Origin of the sequence: Geofilum sp. OHC36d9 (assembly GCF_052400685.1) — a bacterium.
GTDB lineage: Bacteria > Bacteroidota > Bacteroidia > Bacteroidales > Marinilabiliaceae > CAZHHH01.
This window is the reverse complement of the sequence record NZ_JBQTGJ010000008.1, coordinates 146,323-162,418: the sequence shown is the minus strand read 5'-3', so window position 1 is coordinate 162,418 and position 16,096 is coordinate 146,323. Positions and strand designations below refer to the sequence as shown.

Annotated in this window: 14 protein-coding genes; 9 read left to right on the top strand and 5 right to left on the bottom strand. The window is 43.4% G+C overall.

The features are described 5' to 3' along the window. Window positions 1-254: 254 nt before the first annotated feature. Window positions 255-629 (bottom strand): hypothetical protein, encoded by a 375-nt coding sequence (locus tag ACT3CD_RS10365; protein WP_444645453.1) that lies wholly within the window; start codon window positions 627-629, stop codon window positions 255-257. 30 nt (window positions 630-659) lie between these two features. Next, window positions 660-812: a hypothetical protein gene (locus ACT3CD_RS10360; RefSeq protein ID WP_444645451.1), complete on the bottom strand. Its 153-nt coding sequence runs from the start codon at window positions 810-812 to the stop codon at window positions 660-662. A gap of 264 nt (window positions 813-1,076) precedes the next feature. Here ACT3CD_RS10360 and ACT3CD_RS10355 point away from each other — a divergent pair, with 264 nt between their 5' ends. From ACT3CD_RS10355 to ACT3CD_RS10315, 9 genes are all read left to right on the top strand, one after another. Continuing rightward, the gene (locus ACT3CD_RS10355; protein ID WP_444645449.1) at window positions 1,077-2,345 is read left to right on the top strand and encodes an Lcl C-terminal domain-containing protein; all 1,269 of its coding nucleotides are present in this window, start codon (window positions 1,077-1,079) and stop codon (window positions 2,343-2,345) included. A 54-nt stretch (window positions 2,346-2,399) separates the two neighbouring features. Next, the gene (locus tag ACT3CD_RS10350; protein WP_444645448.1) at window positions 2,400-3,614 is read left to right on the top strand and encodes an Lcl C-terminal domain-containing protein; all 1,215 of its coding nucleotides are present in this window, start codon (window positions 2,400-2,402) and stop codon (window positions 3,612-3,614) included. A gap of 33 nt (window positions 3,615-3,647) precedes the next feature. Further along, window positions 3,648-4,034 carry a hypothetical protein gene (locus tag ACT3CD_RS10345; protein WP_444645446.1) on the top strand — a complete coding sequence of 129 codons (387 nt, stop codon included), beginning with the start codon at window positions 3,648-3,650 and terminating at the stop codon, window positions 4,032-4,034. Between the two features lie 16 nt (window positions 4,035-4,050). Next, a complete protein-coding gene (locus ACT3CD_RS10340) occupies window positions 4,051-4,263 on the top strand; it encodes a 4Fe-4S dicluster domain-containing protein (RefSeq protein WP_444645445.1) in 213 nt (70 codons plus the stop codon). Window positions 4,264-4,277: 14 nt separating this feature from the next. Beyond that, window positions 4,278-4,931: a ferric reductase-like transmembrane domain-containing protein gene (locus ACT3CD_RS10335; RefSeq protein ID WP_444645443.1), complete on the top strand. Its 654-nt coding sequence runs from the start codon at window positions 4,278-4,280 to the stop codon at window positions 4,929-4,931. A 114-nt stretch (window positions 4,932-5,045) separates the two neighbouring features. Next, window positions 5,046-6,791 carry an FAD-binding protein gene (locus tag ACT3CD_RS10330; protein WP_444645441.1) on the top strand — a complete coding sequence of 582 codons (1,746 nt, stop codon included), beginning with the start codon at window positions 5,046-5,048 and terminating at the stop codon, window positions 6,789-6,791. A 225-nt stretch (window positions 6,792-7,016) separates the two neighbouring features. Then, a complete protein-coding gene (locus ACT3CD_RS10325) occupies window positions 7,017-8,111 on the top strand; it encodes a sensor histidine kinase (RefSeq protein ID WP_444645439.1) in 1,095 nt (364 codons plus the stop codon). Continuing rightward, complete coding sequence (locus ACT3CD_RS10320; protein WP_444645437.1) at window positions 8,108-8,827, top strand: LytR/AlgR family response regulator transcription factor; 720 nt, start codon at window positions 8,108-8,110, stop codon at window positions 8,825-8,827. The genes ACT3CD_RS10325 and ACT3CD_RS10320 overlap by 4 nt, the downstream gene beginning before the upstream one ends. A gap of 524 nt (window positions 8,828-9,351) precedes the next feature. Next, window positions 9,352-10,215, top strand: coding sequence for a right-handed parallel beta-helix repeat-containing protein (locus ACT3CD_RS10315; RefSeq protein ID WP_444645435.1), 864 nt, complete (start codon window positions 9,352-9,354; stop codon window positions 10,213-10,215). A gap of 57 nt (window positions 10,216-10,272) precedes the next feature. Here ACT3CD_RS10315 and ACT3CD_RS10310 read toward each other — a convergent pair whose 3' ends face one another. From ACT3CD_RS10310 to ACT3CD_RS10300, 3 genes are all read right to left on the bottom strand, one after another. Then, window positions 10,273-11,106, bottom strand: a complete 834-nt coding sequence (locus tag ACT3CD_RS10310; protein ID WP_444645433.1) for an ankyrin repeat domain-containing protein — start codon at window positions 11,104-11,106, stop codon at window positions 10,273-10,275. 120 nt (window positions 11,107-11,226) lie between these two features. Continuing rightward, window positions 11,227-12,600: a TolC family protein gene (locus ACT3CD_RS10305; protein ID WP_444645432.1), complete on the bottom strand. Its 1,374-nt coding sequence runs from the start codon at window positions 12,598-12,600 to the stop codon at window positions 11,227-11,229. Window positions 12,601-12,702: 102 nt separating this feature from the next. After that, window positions 12,703-15,867 (bottom strand): efflux RND transporter permease subunit, encoded by a 3,165-nt coding sequence (locus ACT3CD_RS10300; protein ID WP_444645430.1) that lies wholly within the window; start codon window positions 15,865-15,867, stop codon window positions 12,703-12,705. Between the last annotated feature and the right edge of the window lie 229 nt (window positions 15,868-16,096).

Below are 16,096 nucleotides of genomic sequence, written 5' to 3'. Positions count from 1 at the left end.
TGCCATTTCAATCAAAATCCAAAAAACTAACAACTTATCTTTTCTATTCTTCTTTTCTTTTAATGCACCCTATCGCCCCCCATCCCGCCATCATCATTTCCCCTCAAAGCGTTATTACATTTATATTGTCTTTTACCGTTAATATCCGGCAAAACAGACCCTGAATTTACTAATTCGCTGATATCTATCCAATAAATTGAACAAAAACAGCCATCATATTAAGATGAGAGCCATGGCATATTAAGAGCAAATCCTCAAAAATGGACCTTCTCCGCCTGGGGAGAAGCCTTAGCCCCTTGGGGAGAGCCTTGCGCCCCTTGGGGAGAATCATGCGCCCCTCGTGCAGAATCATCCGGCACTTGTGCAGAGCCTCGCGGCACTTGTGCAGAATCATCCGGCACTTGTGCAGAGCCTTGCGGCACTCGTGCAGAATCATCCGGCACTCGTGCAGAGCTTTGCGGCACTCGTGCAGAATCATCCGGCACTCGTGCAGAGCCTCGCGGCACTTGTGCAGAATCATCCGGCACTTGTGCAGAGCCTCGCGGCACTCGTGCAGGATCATGCACCCCGGGTTTCCAGGGGGTTGTCGCCGGACTTTTATGCCCAATCTCAGCGTTTTGAAACGGCAATGCGCCGTTTTGTTGAAAGGGGATGCGCCGTTATATCCCAAAAGACGACCGCCACTCAAAGAGGGCTCCTTTCTGCGTCGATACTGGCTGCATGTCATGCCCGCCTCCATCGGTTCGGTATTTATCAACTCCGCAAAGCGCCATCTGAATGGCGCAATTTGTGCCGGATGAAAAGTCCGCCATTGACCGGTTAATAGTTTAAAGCAACCCAATGAAAGCAGGAGTATTCTTCCCCAAAACATAAAAACCGCCAGTCCGGGCCTTTATTATGGTCAAACCAATCGCCATTAACGCAAAAACAGAAGAGAATTGCTGTCAATCCCATTTGCATTGCATATACAATTAGCCATTTGGTCGGGAAACTTTTCCAGACCGCCGATTTCATTTTATAAGTGATGGATATGCCTGCATATTTGTAACAGATAAACCCACATAAAACGATATAAAATGAAACTCTTAAAGAATCACTTACTGGCAATTAGTCTGTTACTCCCCACCCTTGGTATTGGTTTTTCGCTCTCTTCCTGCGAAGACAGCGACGCTTCTGCAACAGACTCCGAGGACGAAATTGTGGTTAACAATTATTTACTGACCGCTACCGGTCAGACCACATTATACGATAACGACGGCGCGGTCGTCAGCAGCCTCAGTGTTGACGACGCGCTGTACGGACAGGATGCCAACACCCTTAAAGGGGCAGCCATGGCTTACAGAGACAACGGCGATGGCACAATCACGGATTTAAATACCGGCCTGATGTGGCAATCGGTCCCCGATCCCGATGACTTCACCTGGCAGGAAGCCGCCGACTATTGTGAAAATCTTGAATTAGGGGGCTATGATGATTGGCGTATGCCCAGCTGCAAAGAATTATATTCAATCAGCGATTTCGGGACCGGATGGCCTTACATCGATACCACCTATTTTAAATTGGCCAGTGGTGAGGTTACCAAAGACGAACAATACTGGTCCATCAATAAATATGTTGGTGTAACGGTCGAAGGTCAGGACAATGCCGCCTTTGGCGTAAACCACGTCACCGGGCACATCAAAGCCTATGCGGCAGGTGACATTGATATGAGCACCAATATTGATGCCAATACACCGCCGGCAACAACCACGCCTCCGCAGGGTGGTATGGGTGAGCAACCCATGGGAAACCCTTTTGGGAAACAGATACGTGCCGTTAGGGGCGACACCTATGGCGTTAATAACTACGCAAATAATAATGACGGCACCATTACCGACCAGGCCACCGGTCTGATGTGGGCTCAGGACGACAGTCAGGAACCTATGGATTGGCAGGCGGCGTTAACCTATGCCAAAAACGCAGAGCTGGCAGGATACACCGACTGGCGACTGCCAAATGTTAAGGAGCTGCAAAGCATTGTCGATTATTCCTATTCGCCCAGTGCGACTGATGCCTCAAAAACGGGACCCGCCATCGACCCAATATTCACCTGCACACCTATTACCAACGAAGCCGGAAACAGCGATTATGGTTATTTCTGGACAAGCACTTCTGCCAATTTCACCAGTGGTGAGCCCTACTATTATGCCTGGTATGTAGCCTTCGGAATGGCAGTCGATGGCGACGGGTTAGATTTTCATGGCGCCGGCGCCGTACGCTTCGACACAAAATACGAAGGCGGAAACCTGGGCGAAGGTGGCGAACGCTATTACAATTTTGTGAGGCTGGTTCGCGATGCCGACTAATACTATAAACAGAAAAATAAAGGCAAAACCGACCAATTACAAAAACAGATTCTGATGACAAAAAGAAACAAGGGAACCTATAAATTCACCATTCTGATTTCGTTAATGCTGACCGGCGGTTTTCTCTCCTGCGAAGACGACAATGACCAAACAGAATCGTCAACCAATGAAACAACAACGGTAAGTTTCACACTCACCGACACAGGACAAACCGGCGTCTACGATGACAACGGAGACGAAATTTCTGAACCATCCGAAACAGACGATTATTACGGACAGGATGCACAGTTTTCGGGGATAGCTTCCTCGTTTCGCGACAATAACGACGGCACTGTAAGCGATTTAAATACGGGCCTGATGTGGCAAAAAACACCCGATTTTGAACGACATAATTATTACGATGCTTTCGATTACGTCGAAGACCTTGAAATTGGCGGGTACACCGATTGGAGACTACCCACCATCAAAGAGTTGTATTCTCTTCTCAACTCCAACGGCAGCCTGAGCGACGGCGATACCGAAAGCTCTCAGCCCTATTTGTATGACGAATATTTTGATTTTGAATACGACAAAAACATGTCTTTTGCCGGTCAATACTGGTCAGGTACAAAATATGTAAAAGGGGGCCTTCAGGATGCCAATATCGAGGGAGCCTTTGGCTTTAATTTCGCCGATGGACATATTAAAGCCTATGAAACAGGACTCTATTTCGACGGCTCCACTGGCGTTCAGGATCCGGGTTGCTTTGTCAGGGCGGTCAGAGGAACAGAGAATGTATACGGCGTCAACGATTTTCAGGATAACGGAGATGAAACGGTTACTGATAATGCCACCGGATTGATGTGGCAAAAAGAGGACAACGGCATCACGTACAACTGGCAGGACGCACTCGCCTACGCCGCAAACAGTGACCTTGCCGGGTATACCGATTGGCGTTTACCCAATACCAAAGAACTGCAAAGCATTGTTGATTATGACAAAACAACATTTCCGGCCATCGACGAGAATTTCTTTAGCTGTTCAAACGCAGACAGCTGGTTCTGGACCGGCACCACGCAAGGCGATTTTAAATATACCGCCTGCTACATTGCCTTTGGAAAAGCATATAGCAAAGACAACAGCAGTGCGCTGGAATATTATGATTGGCACGGCGCCGGCGCGCAACGTTCCGACCCTAAAGCCGGCAATATTGAAGACTATCTGTTAGAATCGGTCAATGCCATGGATTCCATCCGCATTAAAAACTATGTCAGATTAGTTCGTAACTAAAATAATAATTCAAACACCCTAAAAATTATAACTATGAAAACCATGAAATCAGTTTTAACAATTGCATTTCTAGTGATCTGCAGTTTAGGATTTGCACAACCCGGCGGCGGCGGACAACAAGGCCCTCAGCAAGGACCACCGCCAGTTCCCAACGCCAGACAAATTGAAAAAATGGTGAATTCGTTGGCCGAAGATCTCTCTTTATCCGATACGCAAAAAGAACAAGTTTCGGCCATCTATACCGCCCACTTTAAAACAGTTAAAGAAAAACTGTCGGGAAATGACAGACCTGAAAGAAGCGAGATGGAAGCCTTAGACAAAAAACTTGAAGAAAAGGTTAGCGCTCTGCTCACCAAAGCGCAAACCAGTCAATACAAAACCTGGTTAAAAAAACAATCCTCTCAACGACCTTCCAGATAGCAAAAAACGACAAAATATGCCAATTAGTAACATCAAAGGATGCATCGGTTGCGGCGAGTGTGTTAAAGCATGCCCCACCGATGTCATCCGGCTCAACAGTAAAGGTAAAGCAGAAATACGATACCCGGAAGATTGCCAGATATGCCACTTATGCCGCATGTATTGTCCGGTAGACGCCATCACCATTACCCCTGAAAAATCAATTCCCGTCATTGTTTCGTGGGGATAAAACAAGAAGTAAATATGGATCAGAGAATTTATAAATCAGTCATTGCCTTTGTGTTGTTTTTAGTGTTTCCTTTTCTTTTTTATGAATTGGGTGACGCCCCGCATCGAACCCCGCTAAAAGAAACCATTTCATTAATTACCCTGCTCGCTTTCTTTGGCCTGTTGTTGCAGTTTTATCTGTCGCGTGCCAATCAAACGGCTCTTAAAGGCTGGAAAATGGGCCGCATTGTTAAATGGCACAAGGTATTGGGATACCTCTTTATTGGTATTCTGTTGATCCATCCGTTTCTGCTTGTTGTGCCACGCTATTTTGAAGGCGGAGTGGCTCCTTCCGACGCATTAACCCTTATTCTGACCACAGGCAGTAAAGGAATTATCACAGGCATAATAGCCTGGTTGCTCATGATCATGCTGGGCATAACCTCCCTGCTGCGAAAAAAGTTGCACCTGTCGTACAAAAGCTGGCGCGTACTCCACGGCATTTTGTCGATTGTCTTTATCATCCTGGCTTCCGTTCACGTAATAAAAACGGGACGTCACATCAGCACGCCAATGGCCGGGCTTATTGCTCTGCTGGCCGGCACAGGAATACTATTTTTACTAAAAACATACCTGTATAACCCAATACAAAAACCGGCGGCTTGTAAAGACGATGAGGCATCAATGTAATGGCAAAAAAATAAGCAGCAGTTACAGCGAGCCATTCGGACATATCATAAATTTTAATAATAAAACAATGATCCCTGCAAGCCCGGAAAATCACAATAATAAAATTTTACATGTATGAGTAATACTTATTCAAGAAGGCAATTTATAGGCACTGCCAGTGCCGCCGCCGGACTGGCCGCATTTGCCTCAATGGGCTTATCGGGCTGGGGTAAAAACAACCCAAAGATAACCTCAAAAGACATGAAACAAAATCAGCTCCATACCGATGTATTGGTTATAGGCGGCGGCATGGCCGGTTTATTTGCGGCCGTAAAAGCTTACGATTCGGGGGCCAACGTCACAATGGTATCCAAAGGACGACTGGGTTCTTCGGGCGAAACACCCTTTGCAAAGGGCATTTTCGAATTTGATCCTTCCACGTCAAACTACTCATTGGATGAATTTGTGGAGGCGGTGGGCCGCTCGGCCCTGGGTACCAACAACCCCGTTTACACCCGTCAGATGGCCGAACAATCCAAAGCACGTGTGGATGAACTCAGAGAATGGGGATTTTTTGAATCGCCGCTCTATAATAAAGCATTCAGCAGACCCATCAACCAACGCCATATCCCGGTCATCGAACGTGTGATGATTACGCATCTGATAAAAGAAAACGGGAAAATAGCCGGGGCAGCAGGTTTTAGCATGGACAAACAAACAACCTATTTCATCCATGCCAAAAGTGTCATTCTGTGTACCGGTGCGGGCGGGTTTAAACCCAATGGATTCCCCATCAATGATCTTACGCACGACGGCACCATCATGGCTTATAATATTGGTGCCAAAGTAACGGGAAAAGAGTGGAACGACGGTCATCCCGGAAAAGCAAAAAATGCCGCTGCCTGCTTCGACGGATGGGGTGATATGTTTGAGCAAAAACCGAGTACCACATCCGTGGAGATACACCACGACTTAGGCGTTGAATTGAATTATATGGCCTATACAAATGGCAATCCTGTTAAAATGGGACCTCCCGGGCAAGACGCTGAAATGACAGACAGTAATGGCCCATATACACCCGAGGAATTCCGCCATAACGATCGTCATCAAAAACAGGACGACAGAAGACCACCCAGGGGCAAACGACCGCCTGAAGGCGAACGACCGGGCAAAGGAGAAAGTGAACCTCCGGGAATGGGTGGCGTTTTAGCCGGTGGATCATCAGCCGGCATGTCCATTCACAAATCGGAGGGTCTGGTGCCCATTAACGACAAATGCCAATCGAATATCCCGGGCTTATATGCTGCCGGCGACGCGTTGGGCTCATACATGTCGGGGGCTATTTACACCCAGGTCGGTTCGTCGCTGACCGGATCGGCCGTGCAAGGGGCCGTTGCCGGACAAGCCGCCGCCGAATATGCCAAATCGGCAAAACCAACGACGATTTCGCAAAATAAAATAGACAAAACCACCAATGAAATTTTTGCGCCCTTAAAAAGAGATTCAGGCTACAGCCCCGCGTACATTACGCACACTTTGCAAGGCATTATGATTCCTAATTTTATTCTGTACATCAAAAAGGAAAAACTCATGAAGGCCGCCCTTGCTTATGTTGAAGAACTACGGGACCACCACCTGCCATTAATGCGTGCAGCCGACCTGCACGAGTTACGCCTCGCACACGAAACCGCAAACATGGTCATCAGCGCCGAAATGAAACTGAAAGCGTCACTGATGCGTACCGAAAGCCGCTGCAGCCATTACCGCCTCGATTATCCGGCAATGGACAACGAAAACTGGCAGGCATGGATTAACATTTACAAAGGGGAAGATGGTACGATGAAATTCGAAAAACAACCATTTAGTCAATGGCGATCATAAATCGTTGCCAACCATGAATCTGAAATTTAACAATCGGTTCGTTTACCTGTGTAAATAACTGATTTTATGACAAGCATAACGAAGTCGTTGACTTTACAGACAAACACTAAATAGAGTCTGTCCATAAACCAAGGGTTTGAAATATAAAGTTCTCAAGGCTTGCGAAACCTGACTTAACACCTCGTCTGTAAATATCATTATCTTTACCATTCAATCAATAAAAACATGACAATTAAGTCTAAATATAAGGAAGGTGGCGTTCAACTGCTGTTAACAACGCTAGTTTGGGTGTTGATATTCGTTATGCCGTTGCTTTTTGGTGATTTCGAAAACGGCGTAAACTGGACCCACATATTTAAAATCTGGAAGGAAAACAGCATCCTGTTTGGTATTTTTCTGGTCAACCGCTACCTTTTAATGCCACACCTGTTTTTTAAAGGAAAACGGGGTCTCTACTTCACAACCATCATCAGTATTATAGTTGTTTCTTCGGTCATCTTTTATGCCAATCAGGATTTACCAAATTCACGGCCCAACGAATTTCCGCCGCCACCACGCGAGCCCATGGGCATGTCTTTTGAACAGCCATCGCCGGGTCCGGGTCCTCGTGAATTTATTCCGCCTTATGCCAATCTGTTGATCATGAGTATACTGCTTCTGGGCTTTGACTCAGGCATTTTATTCTTCAGCAAATGGATGCGGGCCGAACAAAATAAACTGAAAGCCGAAAAGGAAAGCATTGAAAATAAGATGGCTTTTCTGCAAAACCAGATAAGTCCTCATTTCTTCATGAATACGTTAAACAACATTCATGCTTTGGTGGATATCGACACCGACGAAGCCAAAGAGGCCATCATTAAACTTTCGCAGATGATGGACTATATGCTGTACGAATCACAGACCGCCAAAATATCGTTAAAACAGGAAATAGGATTCATTAACAGTTATGTCGATCTGATGAAACTCAGATTTACCGACGATGTGGATGTGAAAGTTCATACCCCCAACAACATTCCTCTGGTGAAGATGCCGCCGCTATTAACCATTTCATTTATCGAAAACGCCTTTAAATATGGTGTTAGCTACGAAGCGCCCTCCTTTATCCATATTAATATTGATATTGATGACAACGAAACACGGCTTTCGTTTATGGTGCGTAACACCATCCATTCGGCCAACGAGAAAAAGAAAAATTCAGGCATTGGCATACAAAATGCCCGTAACCGTTTAGACCTGATTTATGGAAATAACTATCAGCTAACAATCAATAATAATGAAAACGATCATATCTTTGAAGTCAATTTAAATATCCCACTATGATTACCTGCGTTTCCATCGACGATGAGCCATTAGCTTTGAGACAAATCAACGGGTACATCGAAAAGATACCATACCTCAACCTGTTACAAAGTTTTACCAGCGCCATAAAAGCGCTTAACTTTTTACAGGATAACCAGGTTGATTTGATGTTTGTAGACATCAGCATGCCCGACCTCTCGGGCATGGAATTTGTAAAATCACTCACCAATCCGCCAAAAGTAATTTTCACCACCGCTTACCGCGAATATGCTGTTGAAGGTTTTCAGGTAGATGCCGCCGACTACCTCGTTAAACCCATCTCGTTTGCCGCCTTTTTAAAAGCCGTTGACAAAACAAGACTGCGCTTCTTTACCGACGCACAGCAACCGGAAAGTGTACAACACAACGATGAATTTCTGTTTATCAAATCGGAATATAAAATTATTCGTATCAATTTAAACGACATCAAATATATTGAAGGGATGCGTGACTACATACGCATTCATCTGGTCAATGAAAAACCGGTGATGGCACTTCTGGGAATGAAAAAAGTGATGGATCACCTGCCAAATCATCTTTTTATGCGGGTGCACCGTTCCTATATTGTTAATCTCAACAAAATCCACACCATAGAACGCAACCGCATTGTTTTCGACAAATCGGTTTACATCCCCATCAGCGACCAGTACAAAGATGATTTCCAAAAATTCTTAGACAATAATTTTTTGAATAACTAGAGTCTGTCTATTAAGTCCAACTTCTGCGTTACGCTTGCTCTCAAAATGGTCATTTACGGGAGTAAACTCACATTTTTCGAGCTGTGCAAGCCTTGAATTTGAACTTTATAGCTCAAACTCCCGACTTTATGGACAGGCACTAACTAGTGCCGTCTACAAAGTCAGGGGGTTGGCCCAAATCTAAGGCTTAAATAGCTCTAAGAATGTAAATATACAAGTCTGGTGCTGATACGTATTGTATTACTACTTAAAAACGTCCGTTTTTAAGTAATTCTGCTACGTGATCGTCAAATCAATATCTTTTAACTCCAACCGAAGACACCTCATTCAGCGTTAACAAAAAGTCTAACATTTGTCCCCCACCGCCCAACACAAATCTTAAAAACCTGATAATAGGGCAATTCCTCTTCCGATTTCGGACACTTCAGCATACATATCTTATTATTTCTCCAGTTACATTTATAACAACCAATAAACTGATAAATACATAAAAAGTATTACTTAAATCAAAAAAATCTAAAATAATGAAAATTAAAAATTTATGTTATTTAGTGATGTTATCATTACTTGTATTTAGCTGCACAGAAGATGTTGTCATGGAAGAGACAATGGATGAAGGTAGTTTGAAAGCAAGTTCAGTAACAGTAACCACAGAATCAGCCTTAAAAACAGCTGTTTCTAATGCGTCTCCGGGCGATGTCATTACCATTAGCGGGACAATCTACTTAACTAGTACTCTTCAACTGCTAAACAGTGGTACTTCCAGCTCAAAAATAAATTTAACAGGTGGTACACTAAACTGCTCAGGGGTATCGGGTTGGGGCGTAAAATGTAACGGGAGCTACTGGAATATTACCTATATAAATATTGAGTACGCAGGCGACTGTGGCTTAGTTTTTCAGAGTGGTGGGTACAATTATGTATATAGAGTAAGAACCAGAGGTTGCGGTGATTCCGGCTTACAAATTTACAATGGTTCACACCACAACAGCATTAACTATTGCACGTCATACGACAATTACGATGTCGCAAATGGTGGCGAAAATGCAGATGGTTTTGCCTGTAAATTATCTGCTGGTGCCGGCAATAAGTTCTATAAATGCAATGCTCTTCATAATTCAGATGACGGTTGGGATTTATACGGACAACCATACACTGTAGTGATGGACAATTGTTTAGCAGAAAACAACGGTTATGGAGCAAATGGCGACGGTAATGGTTTCAAACTAGGTAGTGCAGGACAAGATGTGGACCATACAGTTACCAACTGTACTTCTAATTATAATTTAGCATGTGGATATGATGGTAACGGAAACGTGGGTCATATTACCACTACGAATAGCACAGGGACAGGAAACGGAAAAGCCCTTTGGTATAGAATATACTAATAATTAATACAATAACATATCAGTTTATAGGTTAGGGGGCCCATCTAATGGCCCCCTTTATTTTGCTGCCCGACTTAACAAATCCACAATCAGAGTCGCTCCCGAACGCTTCGCATGAACGAGTGCATCATCTCCATTAGCATCCATTAAAAACAGGTTTGTTCCTTTATCAACGAATAGCTTCACCATCTCGAAATTTCTACTTCTACAAGCAACCATTAAAGGCGTATCTCCATACTTATTCTGATGGTTAAGATCTATTCCACTCTCTATTAAAAGAGCGGCTAGCTGAACATCGGTATGGGTAGCAGCAATGGCTAACATATTATCCTCATCGGCGTGCAATAAATTAACATCAGCTCCATATTTTATAAGCTCCCGGGCTACACTGTACTGACAATGTATGACAGCATAATGGAGAGCTGAAAAGGATTCATCACTTATGCTATTTAAACTGGCATTATTCTTTAACAGTTCCTGAGTCAACGTCAAGTTCCCAAAAACAGCGGAATACATCAGTGGTGTTACCCCGTCTTTATTCTGGACATTCACATCGGCTCCATAACGAATAAGGGTTGACGCCACTTTAGTATAACTATTTATGCAACACAACGACAACGATGTTTCGCCATTGCGATCCCTGACATTAATCTTTGCGCCATTGTCAAGAAGCATTTGAACAATAGAGATATTGCCTTGTAGCGAAGCAAGCATCAATGATGTGCAACCTTCGGAATCAAGAGAATCCACGTCTGCCTCGTGCTCCAAATAGAACCGCACACTTTTTTCGCTGGCGTGCCTCACCGAAGTTATCAAATCCTGCTCCAGGGATCCTGTACAACTAATCAAAAGGGTAACCCCTATAAACAAAACAGCTGGTCGACCACTCATAACAGACAAAATTATAATTCCTTAATTTAGCAAAACATTTTAATGAATAGCAATACTCAGGGGACTAATATAAACAGAACAGTCATTCTCTGGAGATACCCGATCAGACTTAACCCGTATTTATTCGCCACCACCGCCCAACGCTTGATACAATTTGATAATAGCTGTGATTTTATCATAGGTATCTTCGGTTTTCGAAATCTGTGCCGAAAGCAAATTTTGCTGTGCGGTCAACACCTCAAGGTAAGTGGACGATGACAAATGGAACAACTCTCTGGTATACTTTTCTGAATACTCCAACAATTCAATTTGTTTGTTGCGTTCTACTTCTTTCGCCGTTGCCGTTTTATATTGAAACAAGGCATTACTCACTTCTGTTCCGGCATTTATAAGCGTTTGATTAAAATTGATAAGAGACTGCTTCTGTGTTTCTTTGGCAATATTAAGATTAGCGCGGTTCATCCCACGATTAAAGATCGGCGCCGTTATAGCACCGGCTATACTCGTTAAACCTTTTGCGGGATTAACAATATAGCTTCCGGCATTATTTGTCCAACTCAGTGCTCCGGTAATATTAATGTTCGGATAAAATGCCGTACGGGCAACATTAGAGGCATAAAAAGCCGCCGCAAGATTTTGCTCTGCCATTTGTACATCTGGTCGGTTGGCACTCATTTGAAGTGGAACTCCTGCGGAGTATTCTTCAGGAATATCTAACTCGTTAATGGAGCCGAGCTTTATGGCTTGTGGTGCTTGCCCCAAAATCACACAAAGGGCATTTTCCAATTCGCGTTGAGCTTGTTGTAACGAAAGTTTCGATAATAATACAGACCGATAATTAGCTTCGCTTTGCGTAATGCCGGCTTCGTTGGTTATCCCGATTTCTTTCATCGAACGCATTGTTTCGAGGGTTTGGCCCCACAGTTCAATGGTGGCGTCCATAATTTCAAGCTGTTTGTCAATTTTCAACAACGAATAATACGAGTTGGCAATGCTGGCAATTAATTGCGATTGCACGGCTTTTTTGGCAGCCTGGGTTTGTGCCAATGTTGCTTTTGCCTTTAATTTAGCATTACGTAAACCACCAAACAACGGCAATTGCCAGCTTGCTGATAAAGGAAAAGCGTATGCTTTTGTGGTATTATCGTTCCATTTGGCAACGGCACCATTTATCGACGAAAAGCCAAGCCCCGGCAGATAGGCGAGTCTGGCACTACTTAGCGAAGCTTCAGCTTGTTCTATACGCGAAAGAGCCATATTTAGATCGGCATTTTGTGCCAACCCTTGTTCAATTAATTTTTGCAATAAGGTATCAGAAAAAAGTTCCCGCCATTTCAACACGCCCATAAAATGAACGGTGTCAGATGCCGGTGTATTAGCGATGGTGTCACGATACAGGCCTTTAACGTTAACATCTGGTTCGGAAAATTTTTTATAGACCGAACACGATGATAACCCGATGACCAGGATGGACACTATAAATATACTTTTCATTTTCAATGATTTACATTTTTACTAACAAAAGGGGATGCAGAAACAGAACTACGTAGAAATAAATATTTCATTCATTTTCCGCTTCCATCACCCTTTACTGTTTTATCTCTTGTGTTTGCTATTATCCAGTATTTTCGCTTTTTGATCAATGAATTCAGGATCCCATTTAATCGGTTTAATTTTTTCTTGAATGGTTTCAAAAATGACGAATAATAAGGGCGTGATAAAAATCTGGCAAACCATACCTATTAACATCCCGCCAACAGCACCCGAACCAAGCGTTCTATTTCCATTAGCGCCTACGTTATGTGCAAACATCATAGGCAGCAGACCGATAATTAACGCAAACGAAGTCATCAATATCGGGCGCAAACGCATTCCGGCAGCCTTCACGGCCGAACGAATAATGGTAAGTCCTTCCTGCCTTTTGACCACGGCAAATTGAACAATCAGAATGGCGTTTTTGGCCAATAATCCAATCAGCATAATCAGGGCTATTTGAAGGTAAATGTTATTTTCAGCTCCCATCATATTGGCAAAAATGAAACTCCCAGCCAATCCAAAAGGAATTGAGATCAAAATAGCAAATGGCAACACATAACTCTCGTATTGAGCGCTCAACAGAAGGTAAACAAACACAAATACGAGGGTCAGAATAATAACAGTGGTGTTTGTTCCCCCACTTTCCTCTTCACGGCTCATACCCGAAAATTCGTAGCCATATCCTATGGGGAGTTCTTTGGTGACTTCTTTAATTGCATTGATGGCCGCACCCGAACTGTAACCGGGAGCCGGCGTACCATTAATATTTATTGCTGTATATAAATTGAACCGGCTTAGATTATCGGGACCGTAAACACGGCGTAAATTGACAAATTGGGTAATAGGCGCCATTTTGCTCCCATTGCGAACCATAATTTTATTCAAGCCTTCTTTGTTGGCACGATACGATGCGTCGGCCTGAACCATTACACGGTACATCTTGCCAAAACGATTAAAATTTGACGCATAAATACCTCCGTAGTACCCTTGCAAAGTTGACAATATAAGGCTAGGACTAATCCCTGCTCTTTTGCACTGTTCTGCATCAACATCAACCATATATTGCGGAAAATCAGGATTAAACGAAGTACGTGCAATGGCTATTTCAGGACGAGCATTTAGTTTCTCAATAAATTCCTGCGCCACATTCGAAAACGTATTCAAGTCACCCCCGGTTTTATCCTGTAACTTAAATTCAAAACCATTTGACACGCTGTATCCCGGAATCATAGGCGGGGCAAAATAAATTACCCGTGCATTATTTGCCACACGTGGCGTCATCGCATAGAGATATCCCATCACCTCTTCAACGCTTTTTTCCCGGTCGTCCCAGTTTTTTAATTTACAGGTAAACATGCCATTACTGGTTCCGCGCCCATCAATAAGGTTAAATCCACTAACTTCCGAACGGGCCTTCAGACTGGGGATACCTGCAATAAGACTGTCGATTTTGCCCATTTCGGCTTCGGTATTTTCCAATGAAGTTCCCGGAGGCATTGTTACAATTCCAAAAAACACACCCTGATCTTCGTTGGGTACAAAAGCCGTAGGTGTAATGCGTAACAAAACAACAAACAAAATTACAGCACCGGCAATGATAGTAAAGCTCAGCGCCTTATGTCTGATAAAAAATAAAACGCCGTGTTTGTATTTGTTCGTTATCTGTTCAAAATTTTTGTTGAATCCGGAATGAAAGCGACTGACAAAAGTTGTTTTAACTTCATTTTCATTCCCGGGTTTTAAGAATAGGGCACACAGCGTTGGGCTGAGTGTTAAAGCGTTTACTGCTGAAAGACCGATCGCAAAGGCCATCGTCAACCCCATCTGTCGATAAAAAATGCCCGATGTTCCCGACATAAAACTTACCGGAATAAACACCGCCATCATGACAAATGTAATTGAAACAATAGCACCTGAAATTTCGTCCATGGCATCAATCGCAGCCTGTTCGGCAGATTCATAACCCATATCAAGTTTGGCCTGTACCGCTTCAACCACCACAATGGCATCATCCACCACAATGGCAATGGCAAGCACCAGCGCACACAGCGTCAATAAATTTACACTAAAACCAAATATCCATAAAAAGAAAAATGTGCCGATAAGTGCCACCGGAATGGCTATGGTAGGTATTAGCGTCGATCTGAAATTTTGAAGGAAAATATAGGTTACGATGAATACCAGAATGAACGCTTCCAAAAGCGTTTTCAGGACCTCCCAAATGGATGCAAACAAAAATTCGTTAACATTCAGCAAAGTGGTAATTTTCATCCCCGGAGGAAAATCCTTCTGTGCCGTATTTAAATAACTTTCAATATTCTGAATGATCTCTGTCGCATTCGATCCGGCAATTTGATATATCATACACGACGAACCAGTGTGTCCGTTCTGACGACCTGTAATGCTATTGCCTAACTTTCCCAATTCAATCTTTGCAATATCGCTCAAATGCAAAATTTCGCCATCAGGTGTTGCCGAGACCACAATATCTTCAAATTCGGTTTCATTCTGAAGACGACCTTTGTATTTCAAGATATACTGAAAAGCCTGATTTCCCTGCTCCCCAAATTGCCCGGGCGCAGCTTCTATATTTTGTTCGTTAAGGGCGCCAATCACATCAGAGGGCATCAGATGGTACTTCGCCATCACATCGGGTTTTAGCCAGATGCGCATAGAATATTTTGTACCCATAATTTCCACCTCGCCAACACCGTTGATGCGTTTTATTTCAGGCACCAGGGTAATGTCAAGGTAATTCATCATAAAGCTTTCACTGTACCGGTTGTCATCGCTATAAATGGAAAAGCTCATCAGCATACTCGATTGCTTTTTGCTGGTGGTGACCCCTACTTTGGTGACTTCCGAGGGTAGTAAACCCTGTGCTTTTGCCACTCTGTTTTGCACGTTAACAGCAGCCATATCAGGATCGGTTCCCTGCTTAAAATAAACAGTTATGGTTGCGGTTCCGTCGTTAGTAGCCGACGAGGTAATATAGGTCATATTCTCCACCCCGTTTATTTCTTCCTCAAGTGGCGCAATAACAGTATTTAAAACGGTCTGCGCATTGGCTCCGATATAAGTAGCACTTACCGCAATAGTTGGCGGAGCAATATCGGGATACTGGGTAACCGGAAGCGATACCAAACCTATAAGTCCTAACAATACGACCAAAATCGAGATTGTTGATGACAGAACAGGCCTTTTAATAAATTTATCTAATTTCATATGATTATAATTTGTTTTTTAAGGTCATATGGAACTCGCCAGGATAATCATACTTCTGTGTGTGAATCAATTCCCATGGCTCGTTTCATATGTTTAAATTTATCTTTCAATGGTCATATGGAACTCTCGATGAATTTTAATCATTCTCCTGTGTGTATTTTAGAATGCTAAAATTCATGTTCGTTTCATATGATTATAATTTGTTTCTCAATTGCCATATGGAACTCGC

Excerpts from the sequence above, each read along its gene's own strand:
- ACT3CD_RS10360 (WP_444645451.1), bottom strand. The coding sequence starts at position 812 with ATGGCGGACTTTTCATCCGGCACAAATTGCGCCATTCAGATGGCGCTT.
- ACT3CD_RS10355 (WP_444645449.1), top strand. The coding sequence starts at position 1,077 with ATGAAACTCTTAAAGAATCACTTACTGGCAATTAGTCTGTTACTCCCC.
- ACT3CD_RS10350 (WP_444645448.1), top strand. The coding sequence starts at position 2,400 with ATGACAAAAAGAAACAAGGGAACCTATAAATTCACCATTCTGATTTCG.
- ACT3CD_RS10345 (WP_444645446.1), top strand. The coding sequence starts at position 3,648 with ATGAAAACCATGAAATCAGTTTTAACAATTGCATTTCTAGTGATCTGC.
- ACT3CD_RS10340 (WP_444645445.1), top strand. The coding sequence starts at position 4,051 with ATGCCAATTAGTAACATCAAAGGATGCATCGGTTGCGGCGAGTGTGTT.
- ACT3CD_RS10335 (WP_444645443.1), top strand. The coding sequence starts at position 4,278 with ATGGATCAGAGAATTTATAAATCAGTCATTGCCTTTGTGTTGTTTTTA.
- ACT3CD_RS10330 (WP_444645441.1), top strand. The coding sequence starts at position 5,046 with ATGAGTAATACTTATTCAAGAAGGCAATTTATAGGCACTGCCAGTGCC.
- ACT3CD_RS10325 (WP_444645439.1), top strand. The coding sequence starts at position 7,017 with ATGACAATTAAGTCTAAATATAAGGAAGGTGGCGTTCAACTGCTGTTA.
- ACT3CD_RS10320 (WP_444645437.1), top strand. The coding sequence starts at position 8,108 with ATGATTACCTGCGTTTCCATCGACGATGAGCCATTAGCTTTGAGACAA.
- ACT3CD_RS10315 (WP_444645435.1), top strand. The coding sequence starts at position 9,352 with ATGAAAATTAAAAATTTATGTTATTTAGTGATGTTATCATTACTTGTA.
- ACT3CD_RS10310 (WP_444645433.1), bottom strand. The coding sequence starts at position 11,106 with ATGAGTGGTCGACCAGCTGTTTTGTTTATAGGGGTTACCCTTTTGATT.
- ACT3CD_RS10305 (WP_444645432.1), bottom strand. The coding sequence starts at position 12,600 with ATGAAAAGTATATTTATAGTGTCCATCCTGGTCATCGGGTTATCATCG.
- ACT3CD_RS10300 (WP_444645430.1), bottom strand. The coding sequence starts at position 15,867 with ATGAAATTAGATAAATTTATTAAAAGGCCTGTTCTGTCATCAACAATC.